Below are 20,530 nucleotides of genomic sequence, written 5' to 3'. Positions count from 1 at the left end.
ACTTCCGCAACTTGAACCTGCGTCACAATTGTGCGATGGAAATAGATGTAGACGAAAGATTTCAAGTTGTGTCAGTTTTCTTACGCCTTCAAAAGAGGTGAGTGATAGGACTATCCTCGCCCGCGAGGTTCCTATCGAACAAAGACTGATGCACTTGCAAACAAGGAAGTACGTTTATGTCAAAAGTAAAAGACAAGGCTATTGTATCTGCCGCGCAAGCCAGCACTGCTTACTCGCAAATCGATAGCTTCAGCCATTTGTATGACCGTGGCGGTAATCTCACGGTCAATGGCAAACCGTCCTACACCGTGGACCAGGCAGCGACCCAGCTGCTGCGGGATGGTGCTGCGTACCGGGACTTTGATGGCAACGGCAAGATCGATCTGACCTACACCTTCCTCACCTCGGCTACCCAGAGCACCATGAACAAACATGGCATCTCCGGGTTCAGCCAATTCAACACCCAGCAGAAAGCACAGGCCGCACTGGCCATGCAATCCTGGGCGGATGTTGCCAACGTGACCTTTACCGAAAAGGCTTCCGGCGGTGACGGCCACATGACCTTCGGCAACTACAGCAGCGGCCAGGACGGCGCCGCGGCCTTCGCTTACCTGCCCGGTACCGGTGCAGGCTACGACGGCACTTCGTGGTACCTGACCAACAATAGCTACACGCCGAACAAGACCCCGGACCTGAACAACTATGGCCGGCAGACCCTGACCCACGAAATCGGCCACACCCTGGGCCTGGCTCACCCTGGCGACTACAACGCCGGGAACGGCAACCCGACCTATAACGACGCAACCTATGGACAGGACACGCGTGGCTATAGCCTCATGAGTTACTGGAGCGAGAGCAACACCAACCAGAACTTCAGCAAGGGCGGCGTCGAGGCTTACGCTTCCGGCCCGCTGATCGACGATATCGCCGCGATCCAGAAGCTCTACGGTGCCAACTTCAACACCCGCGCCACGGACACCACTTACGGGTTCAACTCCAACACCGGGCGTGATTTCCTCAGCGCCACGTCCAATGCCGACAAGCTGGTGTTTTCGGTATGGGACGGTGGCGGCAACGACACCCTGGACTTCTCCGGTTTCACCCAGAACCAGAAGATCAACCTCACTGCCACCTCGTTCTCTGATGTGGGCGGCCTGGTGGGCAACGTGTCCATCGCCAAGGGCGTCACCATCGAGAACGCGTTCGGCGGTTCGGGTAACGACCTGATCATTGGTAACCAGGTTGCCAACACCATCAAGGGCGGGGCCGGCAACGACCTCATCTACGGCGGCGGCGGTGCAGACCAGCTGTGGGGCGGCGCTGGCAGCGACACTTTCGTGTACGGTGCCAGTTCCGACTCCAAGCCAGGGGCTGCGGACAAGATCTTCGACTTCACCTCCGGTTCGGACAAGATCGACCTGTCTGGTATCACCAAGGGTGCGGGCGTGACCTTCGTCAACGCATTTACCGGGCATGCCGGCGATGCTGTACTGACCTATGCCTCAGGTACCAACCTGGGCACCTTGGCGGTGGACTTCTCCGGGCACGGCGTGGCGGATTTCCTCGTCACCACCGTTGGCCAGGCGGCTGCCAGTGACATCGTAGCCTGATGTAAAGCGCGCGGCGCTTCGGCGCCGCGCTCCAGGCTGGAGTTGGATATGCCACGTTTTTCCCCTTTGATCGCCTGTGTTGTGCAGGTGTTGTTCGTGTCGGCAGGAGCCCACGCAATGGCTAGCAGTCTTGTATTACCCACTTCCGCGCAGCTTGCCGGGCAGTGGGAACTGAAGCAGCAGGATCAGGTGTGCGCGCTCAAGTTAGTGGAGCAAGCCAACGTCTTGGAAGGCGATATCGCCTGTGCCGAGCAATGGCTGGGCGACAAGCCGCTGACGTGGTCGCCCACCCCGGATGGTATCTGGCTGTTTAACGCTGATGGCTCAGGGATCACCCATTTGAATCGCCAGAAAGAGGGCGACTATCAAGCCCGCACTAAAGCTGGCGAAGTTGTAACGCTGCAACGTAAACCTTAATTAAAAGTTATAAGCATATAACTCGATTTGTTAGGCGGCCGTACCCTACTTGGTAGGGGAGACCCTTTTGCGTAATTCGCTGCAAGGAAAAACAATTAATATGGCGAAGTCCCATGGGGTGGCGCCCTTATTCAGGGCGCTGGGTGAATACAAGAGTATTTTGATCAGCGTTGGCTGTTTCACGGCATTGATTAACCTGTTAATGCTGGTGCCCTCGATTTACATGCTGCAAGTGTATGACCGTGTGCTGTCCTCCCAGAATGAAACCACCCTGGTGATGTTGACGCTGATGGTCGTGGGCTTCTTTGCGTTTATCGGCCTGCTGGAAGTGGTGCGCAGCTTCATCGTGATCCGCATTGGCAGCCAGTTGGAGCGACGTTTCAACTTGCGCGTGTACAAGGCCGCCTTCGAGCGCAACTTGCAGCGTGGCCAGGGGCATGCCGGGCAATCCTTGGGCGACCTGACCGCTTTGCGCCAATTCATCACGGGGCCTGCGCTGTTCGCATTCTTTGATGCGCCATGGTTCCCGATCTACCTGTTCGTGATTTTCCTGTTCAACGTGTGGCTCGGCGTGCTGGCCACGGCCGGCGCGGTACTGTTGATTGGCCTGGCGTGCCTTAACGAATACCTGACCAAAAAGCCATTGGGCGAGGCCAGCGGTTTTTCGCAGCAGTCGACCCAACTGGCCACCAGCCATTTGCACAACGCCGAAACCATCCAGGCCATGGGCATGCTAGGCGCACTGCGCCAACGCTGGTTTGGCGTGCATTCTCAGTTCCTGGGTTTGCAGAACAAGGCTAGCGACACCGGTTCGATCATCACCTCGTTGAGCAAATCCCTGCGCCTGTGCCTGCAATCCTTGGTGCTGGGCCTGGGCGCCTACCTGGTGATCAAGGGCGACATGACCGCCGGGATGATGATCGCAGGCTCCATCTTGATGGGCCGCGTACTCAGCCCCATCGACCAATTGATTGCAGTGTGGAAGCAATGGAGCTCGGCCAAGCTGGCCTACCAGCGCCTCGACGAACTGCTGCGCGAATTCCCGCCAGAGGTCGAGCACATGGCTTTGCCTGCGCCCCACGGCCAGGTCAGTTTCGAGCAGGTCAGCGCCGGCCCGCCGGGGCGACGCATGGCGACCCTGCATCAGGTCAGCTTCAACCTGGCTGCCGGTGAAGTGCTGGGCGTGCTGGGCGCGTCGGGCTCCGGCAAGTCCACCCTGGCTCGCGTGCTGGTGGGCGTATGGCCGACCCTGGCCGGCACCGTGCGCCTGGACGGCGCGGATATTCACCGCTGGAACCGCGACGACCTCGGCCCGCATATCGGCTATTTGCCCCAGGACATCGAGCTGTTCAGCGGCAGCATCGCCGATAACATCGCGCGCTTTCGCGAGGCCGACCCGGAGCTGGTGGTCAAGGCCGCACAACAGGCCGGTGTGCATGAATTGATCCTGCGCCTGCCCCAAGGCTACGACACCGTGCTGGGCGACAACGGCGGTGGCTTGTCCGGCGGCCAGAAACAGCGGGTCGCCCTGGCTCGCGCCCTGTACGGCGGGCCGCGGCTGATCGTGCTGGACGAACCCAACTCCAACCTCGACACCGTCGGCGAAGCCGCATTGGCCAGCGCCATCATGCAGATGAAAGCCCAGGGCAGCAGCGTGGTGCTGGTCACCCATCGCTCCTCGGCATTGGCCCAGGCCGACAAATTGCTGGTGCTCGGCGAAGGCCAACTGCAAGCGTTCGGGCCCAGCCAAGAGGTGCTGCGGGCGTTGTCCGGGCAGCAGGAAGCTCCGAAAGAAAAAACCGGTGTCAGTTTCAGTCGTCAGTACCAGGCCGGAAGGAATCCAGGCGCATGAGCAGCCTTACCGTTGAACCTCAAATCAAAGAACGCGATGCCGGCTTTTTCGTAAAAATGGGCTGGGTGATCACCATTGTTGGTGCCGGTGGGTTTTTCCTCTGGGCCAGCCTTGCACCGTTGGACCAGGGCATCCCGGTACAAGGCACCGTGGTGGTGTCGGGCAAGCGTAAGGCGGTACAAACCTTCAGCCCCGGTGTGGTCAGCCGCATCCTGGTAAAAGAGGGCGAAATGGTCAAGCAAGGCCAGCCGCTGTTCCGTCTTGACCAGACCCAGAACCAGGCCGATGTGCAATCGCTGCAAGCCCAGTACCGCATGGCCTGGGCCAGCGTGGCGCGCTGGCAGAGCGAGCGTGACAACCTGCCCGGTATTACCTTTCCTGCTGAGCTGAGCGCCAATCCCGATTCGGCCCTGATGCTGGTTCTGGAAGGTCAGCGCCAGTTGTTCAGCAGCCGCCGCGACGCGTTTGCCCGTGAACAAGCCGGGATCCGCGCCAGCATCGAAGGCGCCACGTCACAGTTGAGCGGTATGCGCCGTGCCCGCAGTGACTTGACCGCCCAGGCCCAATCCCTGCGCGCGCAACTGAGCAACCTGCAACCTTTGGCCGACAACGGCTATATCCCGCGCAACCGGCTGATGGACTATCAGCGCCAGTTGTCCCAGGTGCAGCAGGACCTGGCGCAAAACGCCGGGGAAAGCGGCCGGATAGAGCAGGGCATTGTCGAGTCGCGGCTCAAGTTGCAGCAACACGGCGAGGAGTATCAGAAGGAAGTGCGCAGCCAACTGGCCGACGCGCAACTGCGCGCCCTGACCCTTGAGCAACAACTGACCTCCGCCGGCTTCAATCTGCAGCATAGCGAAATCAACGCGCCGGCCGATGGCATTGCGGTCAACCTCAGCGTGCATACCGAAGGCGCCGTGGTGCGTGCCGGTGAAACCCTGCTGGAGATCGTGCCCCAGGGCACACGTCTGGAAGTGGAAGGGCATTTGCCCGTGCACCTGGTGGACAAGGTCGGCACACACTTGCCGGTCGACATCCTCTTCACCGCCTTCAACCAGAGCCGCACGCCACGGGTGCCGGGTGAAGTCAGCCTGATCTCCGCCGACCAGATGCTCGATGAAAAAACCGGGGCGCCGTATTACGTGCTGCGCACCAGCGTCAGCGAAGCGGCGATGGAAAAACTCAACGGCCTGGTGATCAAGCCCGGCATGCCCGCCGAGATGTTCGTGCGCACTGGCGAGCGTTCGCTGCTCAACTATCTGTTCAAGCCGCTGCTGGATCGCGCCGGCTCCGCGTTGACCGAGGAATGAGCATGAAGCCAGTGTTCATTTCGCTGTTGCTGGTGTGTGGCAGTGCCCAGGCCGCGATGGGGCCCTTCGATGTATACGAGCAGGCGCTGCGCAACGACCCGGTGTTCCTGGGCGCCATCAAGGAGCGCGACGCCGGCCTGGAAAACCGTACCATTGGCCGCGCCGGCTTGCTGCCGCGGTTGTCCTACAACTACAACAAGGGCCGCAACAACTCCGAAGCGCACCTGCCTGACGGGCGCGGCGGCAGTTACCGCGACGACCGCAACTACAACAGCTACGGCTCGACCTTCAGCCTGCAACAGCCGCTGTTCGACTACGAAGCCTATGCCAACTACCGCAAGGGCGTAGCCCAGGCGCTGTTTGCCGATGAAAGCTTTCGCGACAAGAGCCAGGCGTTGCTGGTGCGGGTGTTGAGCTATTACACCCAGGCGCTCTTTGCCCAGGACCAGATCGACATCGCCAGGGCCAAAAAGAAGGCGTTCGAACAACAATTCCAGCAGAACCGGCATCTGTTCCAGCAAGGCGAGGGCACTCGCACCGATATCCTTGAAGCCGAGTCCCGCTATGAGCTGGCCACCGCCGAAGAGATCCAGGCCCTGGATGAGCAGGACGCCTCGCTCCGGGAGCTGGGCGCGTTGATCGGCGTGCAAAGCGTCAACATCAACGACCTGGCACCGCTGAACCAGAGCTTTGCCGCGTTCACCCTGACCCCGGCCAACTACGACACCTGGCATGAGTTGGCGCTGACCAACAACCCTGTGCTGGCGTCGCAACGCCAGTCCCTGGAAGTGGCGCGCTATGAAGTGGAACGCAACCGCGCCGGGCATTTGCCGCGAATCACCGCGTATGCCACCTCGCGCAAGCAGGAGTCCGACAGCGGCAACACTTATAACCAGCGCTACGACACCAACACCATCGGCGTCGAAGTGAGCATGCCGCTGTATGCCGGTGGCGGTATCTCGGCTTCCACCCGCCAGGCCAGCCGTGCGATGGAGCAGGCCGAATACGAGCTGGAGGGCAAGACCCGCGAAACCCTGATCGAACTGCGTCGCCAGTTCAGCGCGTGCTTGTCAGGCGTGAGCAAGTTGCGCGCCTATCAGAAAGCGCTGGCATCCGCGGAGGCGCTGGTGGTGTCGACCAAGCAAAGCATTCTCGGCGGCGAGCGCGTCAACCTCGACGCACTGAACGCCGAACAGCAGTTGTACAGCACCCGCCGCGACCTGGCCCAGGCACGTTATGACTACTTGATGGCCTGGACCAAATTGCACTACTACGCGGGCAACTTGCGCGATACCGACTTGGCCAAAGTGGACGAAGCCTTCGGCCCGGATGGAAAACTGTAGGAGCGCGTGTTTTGTGGCGAGGGCGCTTGCTCCCGCTCGACAGCGAAGCTGGAGCCGGCTTTTTTTAGGGAGCGCTTCGCACTCCAGCGGGAGCAAGCTCCCTCGCCACAGGGCAGGGAATAACAATAATAGGGAGTGTGCACATGATCACCGATTCACCGCGTTTCAAACCCTTCACCGCAGGTTCCTTGCTCTTGCTGTCCGTTGCGGCACAGGCGCAATACACCGAGACCGGCCAGCCGGGTAACCCCGCCAGTTGGCGCTCGGCCGAGTACCAGAGCGACTGGGGCCTGGGCCGCATGAAAGCCGATGAAGCCTACGCCGCCGGGATCAGCGGCCAAGGCGTGAAAATCGGCGCGCTGGACTCAGGGTTCGATGCCAATCACCCCGAAGCCTCCAAAGACCGTTTCCACCCGGTCACTGCCACTGGCACCTATGTCGATGGCAGCGCCTTCACCACCACGGGCGCGCTCAACCCGAACAATGATTCCCACGGCACCCACGTCACCGGCACCATGGGCGCCGCCCGCGACGGCGTGGGCATGCATGGCGTGGCCTACAACGCGCAAGTTTTTGTGGGCAACACCAACGCCAACGACAGCTTCCTGTTCGGCCCCACCCCTGACCCCAAATACTTCAAGACCGTGTACACCGCTTTGGTGGACTCCGGCGTGCGCGCCATCAACAACAGCTGGGGCAGCCAGCCAAAGGACGTCAGCTACCAGACCCTGGACAACATGCACGCGGCGTACGCCCAGCATTACAACCGTGGCACCTGGCTGGACGCGGCAGCGGACGTGGCCAAGGCTGGCGTGATCAATGTGTTCAGCGCCGGCAACAGCGGCTATGCCAACGCGAGCGTGCGCTCGGCCTTGCCGTATTTCCAGCCGGAACTGGAAGGCCACTGGCTTGCCGTGTCCGGGTTGGATAAGGCCAATAACCAGAAATACAACAAATGCGGCGTCGCCAAGTACTGGTGTATTTCTACCCCCGGCGCGCTGATCAACAGCACCATTCCTGACGGGGGTTATGGGGTCAAGTCCGGCACCTCGATGGCAGCGCCCCATGCCACCGGCGCGTTGGCGCTGGTGATGGAACGTTATCCCTACATGACCAACGAGCAAGCCTTGCAGGTGCTGCTGACCACCGCCACGCAGCTCGACGGCTCGATCACCCAGGCGCCCAATGCGATTGTCGGCTGGGGTGTGCCTGACCTGGGCCGGGCGATGCATGGCCCTGGGCAATTGCTCGGGCCTATGGAGGTGAACCTGGCCGCCGGGCAGGGCGATGTGTGGAGCAATGGCATCTCCGACCAGGCGCTGCTTCAGCGCCAGGCCGAGGACCGCGCCGAACACACTGCCTGGCAGCAAACCCTGATCGACAAGGACTGGCAAAACGGCGTCGGCGCGACTGCCAGCCAGCAGGACCAGACCGACTACGCCATCGGCAACGCCCGCGACCAGGCCGCCGCCAACCGCGTGTACGAGGGCAGCCTGGTCAAGGCCGGTGCCGGTAGCCTGGTGCTCAGCGGCGACAGCACCTATCGCGGCGCGACCCTCGTCAACGGCGGTCTGCTGGCCGTCAATGGCTCGCTGGCTTCGGCAGTGACGGTGAATGACAGCGGCACCCTCGGCGGTTCCGGGCGTATTGCCGCGTTGTCTGTAAACAACGGCGGCCGTGTGGCCCCGGGCAATTCCGTGGGCACCTTGCAAGTGGCAGGGGACGTAAACCTCGGCGCCGGCTCTACCTATGCCGTGGAGCTGACGCCCACCAGCAGTGACCGCATTGTTGCCGGCGGCCAGGCGGTTCTGGGCGGCGGCACGGTCACGCTGGCGCTGGAAAACAGCCCGACCTTGCTCAGCCAGAGCCAGGCCCAAAGCCTGATTGGCCGGCAGTACTCGATTCTCGAGGCGGCGGGCGGTATCCAGGGCCAGTTCGGGCAAGTGCTGCCCAACTACCTGTTCCTCGGTGGCACCCTCGACTACGCCGCCAATGCCGTGCAACTGAATGTTGGGCGCAATGGCGCCAGCTTCGCCAGCGTCGGCGCCACCCGCAACCAGCGCAACGTTGCGGCGGCGGCCGAGCAATTGGGCGCTGGCAACCCAGTGTATGAAAGCCTGCTGCAGTCGCAGTCAGCCGCCACCGCCCAGCAGGGTTTGCAGCAACTGTCCGGGGAAATCTACCCCGCCGTGGGTGCGATGCTGATCAACGACAGCCTGCAACTGCGTAATGCCGTGGGCGAGCGCCTGCGCCATGTGCCAGTGACAGGTGAAAGCAACCTGTGGCTCAAGGCGCTGGGCGCCTGGGGCAAGACCGACAGCCGCACTGAAACGGCGGGTTCCACCACCTCCATCGGTGGCTTGTTGGCCGGCGTGGATGGCGCGCTGGATGAGCAGACCCGCGTGGGTGTGGTCGCCGGCTACAGCGACAGCTCGCTGAATATGGGCAGCGGTACCCATTCATCGGCGTCCATCGACAGCTACCACTTTGGCGCGTACGCCGGGCGCGAGCTGGGTGACTGGCGCCTGAGCGTCGGCGGTGCCTACAGCTGGCATCGCGGCGACGTGAAGCGCGACCTGCAATGGGGTGATGTCAGCGGCAAGCAAAAAACCAAGCTGGACGCGACCACGGCGCAAGTCTTCTCCGAAGCCGCGTACCGCATCCGCCTGCAAGCGGTGGCCCTGGAGCCGTTCGCCAACCTGGCCTATGTGCATCTGAACAGCGAGTCCTTCCACGAAAAAGGCGACGCCGCTGCCCTGGAACGCGGCAGCGACCGGCGTGATGCAGTGCTCAGCACCCTTGGCGTGCGTGCCCTGAAAACCCTGGCCCTCAATGACCACCAGCAACTGGACCTGTCCGGTTCGTTGGGCTGGCAACACAGCCTGACGGCGGTGGAGTCCGAAGAGCACCTGGCGTTTGTCGCAGGCGGGCCTTCATTTGCGGTGCGCAGTGCACCGTTGCTGCGCGATGCCGCCCTGGTGGGCGTGCAGGCCAGCCTGGCGCTGAATGCATCGACACGGGTCAACCTGGATTACAACGGCCAACTGGGTGGGCGCGCGAAAACCCAGGGCGTGGGCTTGAGCCTGAACTGGCAGTTCTGAAGACACCGCGAACCTGATCGTTCCCACGCTCCGCTGATCGTTCCCACGCTCCGCGTGGTAACGCCTCTTGTGACGCTCCGCGTCACGCTTTGGGACGCAGAGCGTCCGGGGCCGCATTCCCACGCGGAGCGTGGGAACGATCAGCGGCGGTGTTCTGGAGAAAGTGATTTACACACGTGCAATAAGAAAACTAAGGAAGGTCACCGTGAAAAAACGCAAGTCAGGGTTAACTACCGCCATCCACACAGGCCCGGGCTATCCGCTCAAGGCGCTGAGCTGCGTGCCATACGGCGCGTTGCTGTGTTGCCTGGCAAGCCTGGGGACCGCCCAGGCTGCACCCTATGTGGAAACCGGCAAACTGGGCGACGCCGCCAGCTGGCGCAGCAATGAGTTCAAGGCCGACTGGGGCCTGGGCGCCGTGCACGCCGACACCGCCTATGCGGCCGGCTATACCGGCAAGGGCGTCAAGCTGGGGATCTTCGACCAGCCGGTGTATGCGCCACATCCGGAATTCGCCAGCCCCAACAAAGTGGTGACCATTGTCACCGAGGGCATCCGCCAATACACCGACCCGTATATCCCGGTGAAGGCCGGAGATGCTTTCCGTTACGACGGCACTCCGTCCCTGGGCTCCAATGGCAAGCTGGGCAACCACGGCACGCATGTCGGCGGGATTGCTGCGGGTAACCGCGATGGCGGGCCGATGCATGGCGTGGCGTTCAATGCGCAAATCATCAGTGCCGAAAACGGTGACCCGGGCCCGGAAGACGGAATTATCCTGGGCAACGATGGCGCGGTGTACAAAGCCGGTTGGGATGCGCTGGTTGCCAGCGGCGCTCGCATCATCAACAACAGCTGGGGTATTGGCATCGGTGATCAGTACGCCAAGGGCGGGCGCGATCCGGCGTTTCCCAATTTCACCGTCAACGAAGCCCAGGCGCAATTCAATACCATTCGACCGATCCTCGGCACAATCGCAGGGGGGGCTTATCAAGGCGCCATCGATGCGGCCCGCAGCGGTGTGCTGACCATCTTCGCCGCGGGTAATGACTACAACCGTAACAACCCGGATGCCATTTCCGGACTGGCGTACTTTGTGCCGGAGATTGCCCCGAACTGGCTGTCGGTGGCCGCGTTGCAGCAAAACCCGGACACCGCAAGTGCCAACCCCTATGTGATCAGCACCTTCTCGTCGCGCTGTGGCTATGCGGCAAGCTTTTGCGTATCGGCGCCCGGCACCAAGATCTACAGCTCGATCATCAACGGCACCAACCTGGACAACCTCACCAACGACTACGCCAACTTCAACGGCACATCCATGGCCGCGCCTCACGTAGCCGGCAGCGCAGCGGTGCTGATGGAACGCTTCCAGTACATGAGCGGCGACCAGATCTCCACCGTGCTCAAGACCACCGCCACCGACCTCGGCGCGCCGGGCATCGACTCCCTCTATGGCTGGGGCATGATCAACCTGGGCAAGGCGGTCAACGGCCCAGGGATGTTTATCACCGCCGAGGATATCCCGGCCGAGTTCCGTATCGACGGCGCCTACGGCAGCGGCCAGTTCGTGGCAGACCTGCCGGGCGTCGGCGCGGTGGTGGATGCCGGCAAACCCACCCAGCGTGTGTGCGATGACCTGCACTGCGGGCGGGATGTGTGGAGCAACGACATCTCGGGCCATGGCGGCCTGACCAAGCAGGGCATCGGTACCTTGGTGCTCACCGGCGCCAACACCTACAGCGGGCCGACGCTGGTCAACCAGGGCTTGCTGGCGATCAACGGTTCGGTCACCTCCGACGTCACTGTGAGCCAGAGCGGCGTGGTCGGTGGTTCGGGGCGTATCGGTTCGCTGAGCGCGAAAAGCGGCGGTACTGTGGCACCGGGCAATTCCATTGGCACCTTGAACGTGGCGGGCAACGTCAACTTTGAACCGGGCTCGACCTATGCGGTAGAACTGTCGCCCACCAGCAGCGATCGTATCGTCGCGGGCGGCACGGCCACCCTCAACGGCGGCACCGTGACCCTGGCCCTGGAAAACAGCCCGACCTTGTTGAGCGCGCCCCAGGCCCAAAGCCTGATCGGCCGCCAATACAACATCCTGCAAGCGGCAGGTGGCGTCACCGGCAGTTTTGCTGCGGTGCTGCCTGATTACCTGTTTGTCGGCGGTACCTTGAACTACGCCGCCAACGGTGTGCAGCTGGATGTGGCACGCACCAACAGCTTCGCCAGCGTGGCGGCTACGCCGAACCAGCGCGCCGTGGCCGCCGCCGTCGAGCAATTGGGCGCAGGCAATGGCGTGTATGAAAGCTTGCTGCTGGCACCCACGGCCGCTTCGGCCCAGGGCGCGTTTCAGCAACTGAGTGGGGAAGTCTACCCGGCGCTGGAAACCGCACTGGTCAATGACAGCCGCTACGTACGCGAAGCGGTGGGCGAGCGTCTGCGCAATGGCGAGATGGGCGCTACCAGCCAAGCCATCGACAGCCGTGGCAACGTGTGGGTCAAGGCACTGGGTGCATGGGGCAAGACCGACAGCCGCAACGACACGGCGGGCTACACCACCTCTATCGGCGGCATGCTCGCCGGTGTGGACGGCGCCGTCGATGAGGCCACGCGCATTGGCCTGGTGGCCGGTTACAGCGACACGTCGTTGAACATGGGCAGCGGCACCCACAGCCGCGCCTCGGTCGACAGCTACCATTTCGGCGCCTATGCCGGGCATGAAATCGGCGCCTGGCGCCTGAGTGGCGGCGCGACCTACAGCTGGCACCGCGCCGATGTCAAACGCGACCTGCAATACGGCGATGTCAGCGGCAAGCAAAAAGCCAAGGTCGATGCCCACAGCACCCAGGTGTTCACGGAAGCGGCGTACCGCATCAACCTGCAACCACTGGCCCTGGAGCCGTTCGCCAACCTGGCCTACGTGCACCTGGCAACTGACAGCTTCAAAGAGAAGGGCGACGCCGCCGCGCTGAGAAGTGGCGACGACAGCCGTGACCTGGTGCTCAGCACCCTGGGTATGCGGGCCTTGAAGACCTTCACTATCAACGACCATCAGCAACTGGAAGTCTCCGGCACCCTGGGCTGGCAGCACAACCTGAGCAGCACCGATTCGGAACAGCACCTGGCGTTTGCCTCGGGCGGCCCTTCGTTCACGGTGGAAAGTGCGCCAATGGTGCGCGATGCGGCGTTGGTCGGCGCTCGGGTCAGCCTGGCATTGAGCAAGGATGCGCGGGTGAACTTCGATTACAACGGCCTGCTGGCCAGCAAGGAGAAGGTGCACGGCGTCGGCTTGAGCCTGGACTGGGCGTTCTAAAGGCCAGGTGCAGTTGGTTGTGGCGAGGGAGCTTGCTCCCGCTCGGGTGCGCAGCGCCCGCAAGTTTTTGGGGCCGCTGCGCAGCCCAGCGGGAGCAAGCTCCCTCGCCACACAAGCTCGCTCCTACAGGTGGTAACGGATAACAGGTGTTTTGGCTTTCTCTACAAATCCAACAACAGAGAGGCACTACCAATGGGTATCTTTGACTATAAAAACCTCGGTACCGAGGGTTCCAAGGCGTTGTTCGCCGATGCCATGGCGATCACGCTGTATTCCTACCACAATCTGGATAACGGCTTTGCCGTCGGCTACCAGAACAATGGCCTCGGTCTGGGTTTACCGGCTACCCTGGTCAGCGCGCTGATTGGCGGCAGCAATGCCCAAGGGGTCATCCCCGGCATCCCCTGGAACCCCGACTCGGAAAAAGCCGCCCTTGAGGCGGTGCAAGCAGCCGGCTGGACGCCCATCAGCGCCAGTACCCTGGGCTATAGCGGCAAGGTCGATGCACGCGGCACCTACTTTGGCGAAAAATTCGGCTACGGCACGGCTCAGGCCGAGGTGCTGGGCAAGTACGATGACGCTGGCAAGCTGCTGGAAATCGGCATCAGTTTCCGCGGCACTTCAGGGCCTCGGGAAAGTGTGATCACCGACTCCATCGGCGATGTGATCAACGACCTGCTCGCCGCCTTCGGGCCCAAGGATTATGCCAAGAACTACGCGGGGGAGGCCTTTGGCGGGTTGCTCAAGAACGTGGCGGACTACGCCACTGCCCAGGGCCTGGGCGGCAATGACGTAGTGGTCAGCGGCCACAGCCTGGGCGGCCTGGCGGTCAACAGCATGGCCGACTTGAGCGACAGTACCTGGTCGGGGTTCTATAAGGACTCCAACTACGTGGCCTACGCATCGCCGACCCAGAGCGCCGGCGACAAGGTGCTTAACGTCGGTTATGAAAACGATCCAGTATTCCGAGCCCTGGATGGCTCGTCATTCAACCTGTCGTCCCTGGGCGTGCACGACAAGGCCCACGAATCGAGCACCGACAACATTGTCAGTTTCAACGATCACTACGCCTCATCCCTGTGGAACGTGCTGCCGTTTTCCATCCTCAACCTGCCCACTTGGGTTTCGCACTTGCCCACCGGTTACGGTGACGGCATGACCCGTATCCTCGACTCGGGGTTCTACGAACAGATGACCCGCGACTCCACGGTGATCGTCGCCAACCTGTCCGACCCGGCACGGGCCACCACCTGGGTGCAAGACCTCAACCGCAATGCCGAGGCGCACAAGGGCAATACCTTCATCATCGGCAGCGACGGCGACGACTTGATCAAAGGCGGCAGGGGCGCGGACTTTATCGAAGGTGGCAAGGGCAATGACACCATCCGCGACAGCAGTGGGCACAACACGTTTTTGTTCAGCGGGCAGTTTGGCAATGACCGGGTGATCGGCTACCAGGCGACGGACAAGCTGGTGTTCAACGACGTGGCGGGCAGCAATGATTACCGCGATCACATCAAGGTGGTGGGCGGGGATACCGTCATTGGCTTTGGGACGGATTCGGTGACGCTGGTGGGTGTGAGCAGTTTGTCGGGGGAGGGGATAGTCATCAGCTAACGTATTCGGTGTGGGAGCTGGCTTGCCTGCGATGGCGGCGGTCGAGACAGCCATGCGGTGACTGACAAATCGCTATCGCAGGCAAGCCAGCTCCCACATTTGATGGGGTGTTGCTAGAAGATCACTTTTCCTTACGCACCGTGGCCACATCATCGGCCTTGATACGAATACGCTTGCCGGCAATATCGGTGAACTCGTAGAAACCGTCGGCGGTCTTGGCGTTGGGCGTGTCCTTGGTCAAATACTGCGTGCCATTCTGCAAGGTCACCACGGTTTGCGTGGAGCAACCGGCCAATACCAGAAAAGTGAGTGCAACCAGTGGCAGACCCAAATTCTTCATGTTCATAACCCTTACCTTTAACCCTGAAAAGTCCCGCAGCGTCTGCTTGCGGGGCCATAAATATTACGCGATCAACCCACTCATCAGATTGTTTTTTTGCAAAAAGTTGCAGGCGCCATTTATCTATTACTGATTGCAACAACGGCTTTGCCCCGGCAATCTGTATGCATAACCAGTATTTGATTGCATTGCACCATGGCCAACCCCCTCGAAGACCCCTTGTATTACCTGCATAACTTCCGCCAAGTGCTGGTTTGGTTGGGGCAACGCTACGCCGATTTGCTCAATGCGCACGAACAGCAATTCATTCAGCAATTTGACAGGTTGCCCCAGGCCTCCCAGGCGTTGTTGGTGCGCATGGTGATGCGCAAGGGCGTGCATTTTCGCGCCACTAAACTCCATTACCAGGAAATCGGTTGCCCCCATGCGGCGGCGGGGCCATTGCGTGAGCTGGGATGGGTGGAGGATCAAAGCCCGCTGCCGTTTGCCACCCTGTTCGCGCTGCTGCAAAAGAGTGAATTGCTCGGTGCCTTCAAGCCTTGGATCGACCAACCCAAGGGTAACAAGGCCGACTGGCTTGAACCCTTGGCCGCGCAATTTACCGAGCCGCGCAGCTTTGCCCAGTGGTGCCCCGACGTGGACGACGCGCTCTACAGCCTGACGGTAATGGAGTTGTGTGATCGCCTGCGCCTGATGTTCTTCGGCAATCTGCACCAGGACTGGTCGGAATTCGTGCTGGCAGACCTGGGCATCTACACCTATGAAAAAGTCGAGTTCTGCGCCGAGTCGCGCGGTTTGCGCAGCCGGGACGACGTGCATGGGTTCCTGTTCCTGCACCAGTGCCAGCAAGCCTTTGAAGCCGGTGACGCGCTGGATACGGTGTTGGCGCAGGTCGCCACGTTGTGTACCGACAATCCCTGGCTGGAAAAGCGCCGCGCCAAGCTGTTGTTCCAGATCGGCCAGTATTGCGAACGGTGCGCCGAGCTGGCGCTGGCCGAACAGATTTACCGCGGTTGCACGCACCCCGGTGCCCGGGCGCGGCTGATTCGCGTACTGGAGCGCCAGGAGGATTACGCCCAAGCCATGGCCCTGGCGACCGAGGCACAACAGGCCCCACACAGCGCCGCTGAACACCAACAACTGCTAAGGGTAGTGCCGCGCCTGCGGCGCAAACTTGGCGGGCCGGCGCTGCCCAGGGCCAAGCCCCAAGCGGTGGCGCGCCTGGACCTGGCACTGATGCAGGAACCGCTGCTGTCGGTGGAATCCAGTGTGCTGGCGCACCTGAGCGAACCGGATGCGCCTGTGCATTACGTCGAGAATGGCCTGATCAATTCGCTGTTCGGCTTGCTGTGCTGGGAGGCGATTTTCGCCCCGCTGCCGGGGGCGTTCTTCCACCCGTTCCAGCGCGGGCCAGCGGACCTGCACAGCGAGGACTTTTATCAACGCCGAGAAGCCTTGTTTGCCGCGTGCTTTGCACAACTGGAGGATGGCCGCTACAAGGCCAGCATCCGCCAACGCTATGTAGAGAAATGGGGCATTCAGTCGCCTTTTGTGTTCTGGAACCTGCTCAGCGAAGAACTGCTCGAGCAAGCCCTGGCCTGCCTGCCCGCCGAACACTTGCGCCATTGGTTTACGCGCCTGTTGCAGGATATCCGTGCCAACCGGGCCGGGATGCCGGACCTTATCCAGTTCTGGCCCGCACAAAATACCTATCGCATGATCGAGGTCAAAGGCCCCGGCGACCGCCTGCAAGACAACCAGTTGCGTTGGCTGCAATTCTGCGGCGAGCACCAGATGCCAGTCACCGTCTGTTACGTGCGCTGGGCGGAGCAACCCGCTTGAGTTACAGCGTGGCCGTGCGGGCGTTGTGTGAGTTCACGGCCAAGGTCGGTGACCTCGACCTGCGCTTTACGCCGTCGCCCAGCGCCCAGGAAGGCATCGTCGGCCATCGCACGGTGGCATCCCGGCGCAGCGCGCACTATCAGCACGAGGTCACCCTGGAGGGCGATTACCAGCAGCTCAAGGTGCGGGGCAGGGCGGACGGCTACGACCCGGACGCCAACCGCCTGGAAGAAGTCAAAACCTACCGTGGCGACCTCGCTGCCCAGCCCGCCAACCATCGGCAGCTGCACTGGGCCCAGGTCAAAGTGTATGGCTGGCTGATGTGCCAGAAGCTCGGGCTCAGTGAGATCGACCTGGCGCTGGTGTACTTCGATATCGTCGGCGAAGGCGAAACCTTGCTCAACCAGCGATTCGATGCGCCAGACCTTGAGCAGTTCTTCAAGCAACAATGCGCGCTGTTCCTGGACTGGGCCCGGCAGGAGATGCAGCACCGCGCGGCACGCAACGCTGGCGCGCAGAGCCTGGCATTTCCCCATGCCGACTTCCGTACCGGGCAGCGCACCTTGGCCGAGTCGGTCTACAAAGCGGTGAGTACCGGCCGGTGCCTGATGGCCCAGGCGCCCACCGGCATTGGCAAGACCATCGGCACTATCTTCCCGCAGCTCAAGGCCTTGGTGCCGCAGCAACTGGACAAACTGTTCTTCCTTACCGCCAAGACGCCCGGGCGCAAGCTGGCCCTGGATGCCGCCCAGGTGCTGTACGACAGCAGCCCCGAGCTGTCACTGCGTGTGCTTGAACTGGTGGCCCGGGACAAGGCGTGCGAACACCTGGACAAAGCCTGCCATGGCGACTCCTGCCCGTTGGCCAAGGGCTTTTACGACCGCCTGCCTGCTGCCCGCCAGGCCGCGTCCCAGGTGCGCCTGCTCGATCAACGCAGCCTGCGCAACGTGGCGCTGGCTCATCAGGTTTGCCCGTACTATTTGAGCCAGGAAATGGCGCGCTGGAGCGACCTGATCGTCGCCGACTACAACTACTACTTCGACTTTGGCGCGATGCTGTTCGGCCTCGCCCAGCTCAACCAATGGCAGGTCTCGGTGCTGGTGGATGAAGCCCACAACCTGGTCGAGCGAGCCCGCTCGATGTACAGCGCCAGCCTGGATCAATACAGCCTCAAGACCGTTCGTGACAGTGCACCCGAAGCGCTGAAAAAACCCTTGCAGCGCCTCAACCGTGAGTGGAACGCGTTGCACAAGGATCAACTGGCGCCTTATCAGGCCTACGCCGCCAAACCCGACAAACTGCTCCAGGCCCTGAGCCTGTGCACCAGCGCCATGGGCGATTACTTCAACGATCACCTCGATGCCCTCACCGGTGACCTGCAAGCCTTCTACTTCGAAGCCCTGCAATGGGCCAAGGTGGCGGAGCTGTTTAACGAGCACTTTATTTTCGATATCACTAAGCGCTCGTTCACCGCCAAGCGCAGCAGCTCGACCCTGTGCCTGCGCAACGTGGTACCGGCCGAGTTCATCCGGCCCAGGCTGACCGCTGCGCGCAGCAGCGTGTTGTTTTCCGCGACCTTGAGCCCACGGCACTATTACGCCGATTTGCTGGGCCTGCCAGCGAACACCGCCTGGGTCGACGTTGAATCACCGTTCAAGGCCGAGCAGTTGCAGGTGAGCATCGTTGAGCGGATCTCCACGCGGTTCGTGCATCGCCAGGCATCGCTGGAACCCATCGTGGCATTGATCGCCCAGCAGTTCGCCGCGCAACCGGGTAACTATCTGGCGTTTTTCTCCAGCTTCGATTACCTGCAACAGGTCGCGCAGCTACTGGCTGAGCGACACCCACAGATTGCGCTGTGGCTGCAATCCCGAGGTATGGCCGAGGCCGAGCGCCAGGCCTTTCTCGACCAGTTCACCCCGCACAGCCAGGGCATCGGCTTTGCGGTACTGGGCGGAGCGTTCGGCGAAGGCATTGACTTGCCCGGCGCGCGCTTGATCGGCGCGTTTATCGCCACCCTGGGCTTGCCCCAGCTCAACCCGGTGAACGAGCAGATGAAACAGCGCATGGGCGCGATTTTCGGCGCGGGGTACGACTACACGTATCTGTACCCGGGTATTCAAAAAGTCGTGCAGGCGGCGGGGAGGGTGATTCGCAGCCAACAGGATCGGGGGGTGGTGATGTTGATTGATGACCGGTTTGGGGAGCAGCGGGTGCGGCAGTTGTTGCCCAAATGGTGGACACTTAAATGATGGTTCACACCCTGCGCAATCACTCATTCAAGTCTACGGCGCCCGCCCGAGTGAAACTGGTCGAAATCACGTAATTACGAAGTGTGCTGTTGGCGCTATCAAACGCCTGAAATCGCGGCGTGCCTACTGTCAGAATTAACAGGTAGTGCAGGATGCCCCCTGGATCGGTACCTGTTAATTCTGACAGTAGCCAATGCCCGGATTCAGGCGTTTGATAACGGTAAGCCAACAGCGCACGACCGTGAGGATTCTCGCCATGCCCAAGATCAAAACACTTGACCCCCTCTTGCCGCCCATCGTTGTTCCGCTGATGGAACCGGCCATTGATGGTGATATCGAAGGGGCGCATGGCGGTATCGGCCTGCGGCATACCGAGGTGCCGTTGGTGGTCTACCTGATCAACCCCAAAGATGGCGTCACTCCGGGCAGTGTTGCCTCACTGTTCTGGGGCAACCGTAATATTCCCGTGGCCTCTACGCCGATTCGCGAAGGCGAGCAAAACCTTGACCTGTTCCCGATGACTGTTCCCGCGCACCATATCGTCCCGTACTTGGTCGACGGTGTACGTGGCATGCTAAGGCGCAGCAGCGGCAATGAGTCATTCACCGAAGAAATCAAGTTACGGGTCAGCCTGACTCGCCCCGGTGGCGAAGACAAAGACAGTCTGCCCGGCCACCAGGGGCTGGCGTATGAGGTCCCACCGGAGGTTTTGCTGCATGGCGTCAACCAGCAGCAGGCACTGGCGGGTGTCAAGATCATCATTCGCTACTGGCTAAACATGCGCGCTTATGACCTGATCACTCTGGCCTGGGGCTCGCAAGTGGTTCAGCACCGGGTCCAACCCGGCGAAGTGGGCCGTGACATCACCTTGACCGTCGACTACGCCACTATCAGCGCCGCGGGCAATAACCGGCTTACGCGCGTGGCTTACCAGGTGCGGGACGCGGGCGGCAATCTGCCGGAGGAGCGGGCGCGCTGGTCGGCGGTGTCGTTGATTGATGTGCACCTCAATGAGGTGCGCCCCGAAGCGCCGTGGCTGCAGTTTCCAGACACCGGTACGAAAATCGACCTCGCGGAACTGGGCAGTTGGGATGTGGAAGTGGCCCTTTGGGTCCTCTCCCAGGAGGCTAGCGCCTATTCCCACGTGACGCTGATCTGGGCCGGCTTGGACAGTGAAGGCAATTCGATCCCTTATACGCACACCGAAGAACTCAGTAGAGCAGGCCTTTATACCTTTGAGGTTCCCAACGCGCTGGTGAGCGCGATTGCCGAAGGCAGCGCGAGCGTGCATGCCCTGTATCAGAATGGCGCGGTGCAACAGCCTTCCGAAAAACTCTATCTGGACGTCGTGGGGCAAGTCGTCAGGTGGCCGGCGCCGACGATAGACGAGGACCAGGGTGGCCATATCGAGCCGGATGTCGACGCGACCGTACGCTTCCCCCTTCAAGGGAGCTGGCCGAAGGACGGTTATATCGAAGTCATCTTCCGGGTCAGCAGCGCCGATAACACCATCGAACATCGCATCGGCCGCGA

11 protein-coding genes and 1 pseudogene are annotated in these 20,530 nt (G+C 61.6%); 11 read left to right on the top strand and 1 reads right to left on the bottom strand.

Annotated features, from left to right (window positions below; all coding sequences use genetic code 11):
- Window positions 1-176: 176 nt before the first annotated feature.
- The 8 genes from BT204_RS24695 to BT204_RS24660 all read left to right on the top strand — a co-directional run bounded on the left by BT204_RS24695 (window position 177) and on the right by BT204_RS24660 (window position 14,563).
- The gene (locus tag BT204_RS24695) at window positions 177-1,610 is read left to right on the top strand and encodes a serralysin family metalloprotease (protein ID WP_054898106.1); all 1,434 of its coding nucleotides are present in this window, start codon (window positions 177-179) and stop codon (window positions 1,608-1,610) included.
- Between the two features lie 48 nt (window positions 1,611-1,658).
- Window positions 1,659-2,027 (top strand): AprI/Inh family metalloprotease inhibitor, encoded by a 369-nt coding sequence (locus tag BT204_RS24690; protein ID WP_057977338.1) that lies wholly within the window; start codon window positions 1,659-1,661, stop codon window positions 2,025-2,027.
- A gap of 100 nt (window positions 2,028-2,127) precedes the next feature.
- Window positions 2,128-3,879 carry a type I secretion system permease/ATPase gene (locus BT204_RS24685; RefSeq protein WP_034127694.1) on the top strand — a complete coding sequence of 584 codons (1,752 nt, stop codon included), beginning with the start codon at window positions 2,128-2,130 and terminating at the stop codon, window positions 3,877-3,879.
- Window positions 3,876-5,189 carry an HlyD family type I secretion periplasmic adaptor subunit gene (locus BT204_RS24680; protein WP_057977342.1) on the top strand — a complete coding sequence of 438 codons (1,314 nt, stop codon included), beginning with the start codon at window positions 3,876-3,878 and terminating at the stop codon, window positions 5,187-5,189. Before BT204_RS24685 ends, BT204_RS24680 begins: the two co-directional genes overlap by 4 nt.
- 2 nt (window positions 5,190-5,191) lie before the next feature.
- Entirely contained in the window at window positions 5,192-6,532 is a 1,341-nt protein-coding gene (locus tag BT204_RS24675; RefSeq protein WP_003191155.1) for a TolC family outer membrane protein, read from the top strand.
- A gap of 143 nt (window positions 6,533-6,675) precedes the next feature.
- Window positions 6,676-9,633 (top strand): autotransporter serine peptidase EprS, encoded by a 2,958-nt coding sequence (locus BT204_RS24670; RefSeq protein ID WP_072448565.1) that lies wholly within the window; start codon window positions 6,676-6,678, stop codon window positions 9,631-9,633.
- A 205-nt stretch (window positions 9,634-9,838) separates the two neighbouring features.
- On the top strand, window positions 9,839-12,946 hold the full coding sequence (locus tag BT204_RS24665) for an autotransporter serine protease (protein WP_072448563.1): 3,108 nt from the start codon (window positions 9,839-9,841) through the stop codon (window positions 12,944-12,946).
- 192 nt (window positions 12,947-13,138) lie between these two features.
- Complete coding sequence (locus BT204_RS24660) at window positions 13,139-14,563, top strand: polyurethane esterase (protein WP_072448562.1); 1,425 nt, start codon at window positions 13,139-13,141, stop codon at window positions 14,561-14,563.
- A 121-nt stretch (window positions 14,564-14,684) separates the two neighbouring features.
- Here BT204_RS24660 and BT204_RS24655 read toward each other — a convergent pair whose 3' ends face one another.
- Window positions 14,685-14,909 (bottom strand): YgdI/YgdR family lipoprotein, encoded by a 225-nt coding sequence (locus BT204_RS24655; RefSeq protein WP_003191162.1) that lies wholly within the window; start codon window positions 14,907-14,909, stop codon window positions 14,685-14,687.
- A 189-nt stretch (window positions 14,910-15,098) separates the two neighbouring features.
- Here BT204_RS24655 and BT204_RS24650 point away from each other — a divergent pair, with 189 nt between their 5' ends.
- The 3 genes and pseudogenes from BT204_RS24650 to BT204_RS24640 all read left to right on the top strand — a co-directional run.
- Window positions 15,099-16,745 (top strand): VRR-NUC domain-containing protein, encoded by a 1,647-nt coding sequence (locus tag BT204_RS24650; RefSeq protein ID WP_072448560.1) that lies wholly within the window; start codon window positions 15,099-15,101, stop codon window positions 16,743-16,745.
- Window positions 16,742-18,997, top strand: a complete 2,256-nt coding sequence (locus tag BT204_RS24645; RefSeq protein ID WP_072448558.1) for an ATP-dependent DNA helicase — start codon at window positions 16,742-16,744, stop codon at window positions 18,995-18,997. The genes BT204_RS24650 and BT204_RS24645 overlap by 4 nt, the downstream gene beginning before the upstream one ends.
- A gap of 256 nt (window positions 18,998-19,253) precedes the next feature.
- Window positions 19,254-20,530: pseudogene (locus BT204_RS24640) on the top strand (hypothetical protein); the annotation flags it as partial.

It is taken from the genome of Pseudomonas sp. NFPP02 (assembly GCF_900119355.1).
Classification (GTDB): domain Bacteria; phylum Pseudomonadota; class Gammaproteobacteria; order Pseudomonadales; family Pseudomonadaceae; genus Aquipseudomonas; species Aquipseudomonas paracarnis.
Note: the sequence above shows the minus strand (reverse complement) of the source record. Positions and strands in the feature narration are given on the sequence as shown.

Coding starts and splice junctions, on each gene's coding strand:
- BT204_RS24680 (WP_057977342.1), top strand. CDS start 3,876: ATGAGCAGCCTTACCGTTGAACCTCAAATCAAAGAACGCGATGCCGGC.
- BT204_RS24660 (WP_072448562.1), top strand. CDS start 13,139: ATGGGTATCTTTGACTATAAAAACCTCGGTACCGAGGGTTCCAAGGCG.
- BT204_RS24675 (WP_003191155.1), top strand. CDS start 5,192: ATGAAGCCAGTGTTCATTTCGCTGTTGCTGGTGTGTGGCAGTGCCCAG.
- BT204_RS24650 (WP_072448560.1), top strand. CDS start 15,099: ATGGCCAACCCCCTCGAAGACCCCTTGTATTACCTGCATAACTTCCGC.
- BT204_RS24685 (WP_034127694.1), top strand. CDS start 2,128: ATGGCGAAGTCCCATGGGGTGGCGCCCTTATTCAGGGCGCTGGGTGAA.
- BT204_RS24690 (WP_057977338.1), top strand. CDS start 1,659: ATGCCACGTTTTTCCCCTTTGATCGCCTGTGTTGTGCAGGTGTTGTTC.
- BT204_RS24670 (WP_072448565.1), top strand. CDS start 6,676: ATGATCACCGATTCACCGCGTTTCAAACCCTTCACCGCAGGTTCCTTG.
- BT204_RS24695 (WP_054898106.1), top strand. CDS start 177: ATGTCAAAAGTAAAAGACAAGGCTATTGTATCTGCCGCGCAAGCCAGC.
- BT204_RS24655 (WP_003191162.1), bottom strand. CDS start 14,909: ATGAACATGAAGAATTTGGGTCTGCCACTGGTTGCACTCACTTTTCTG.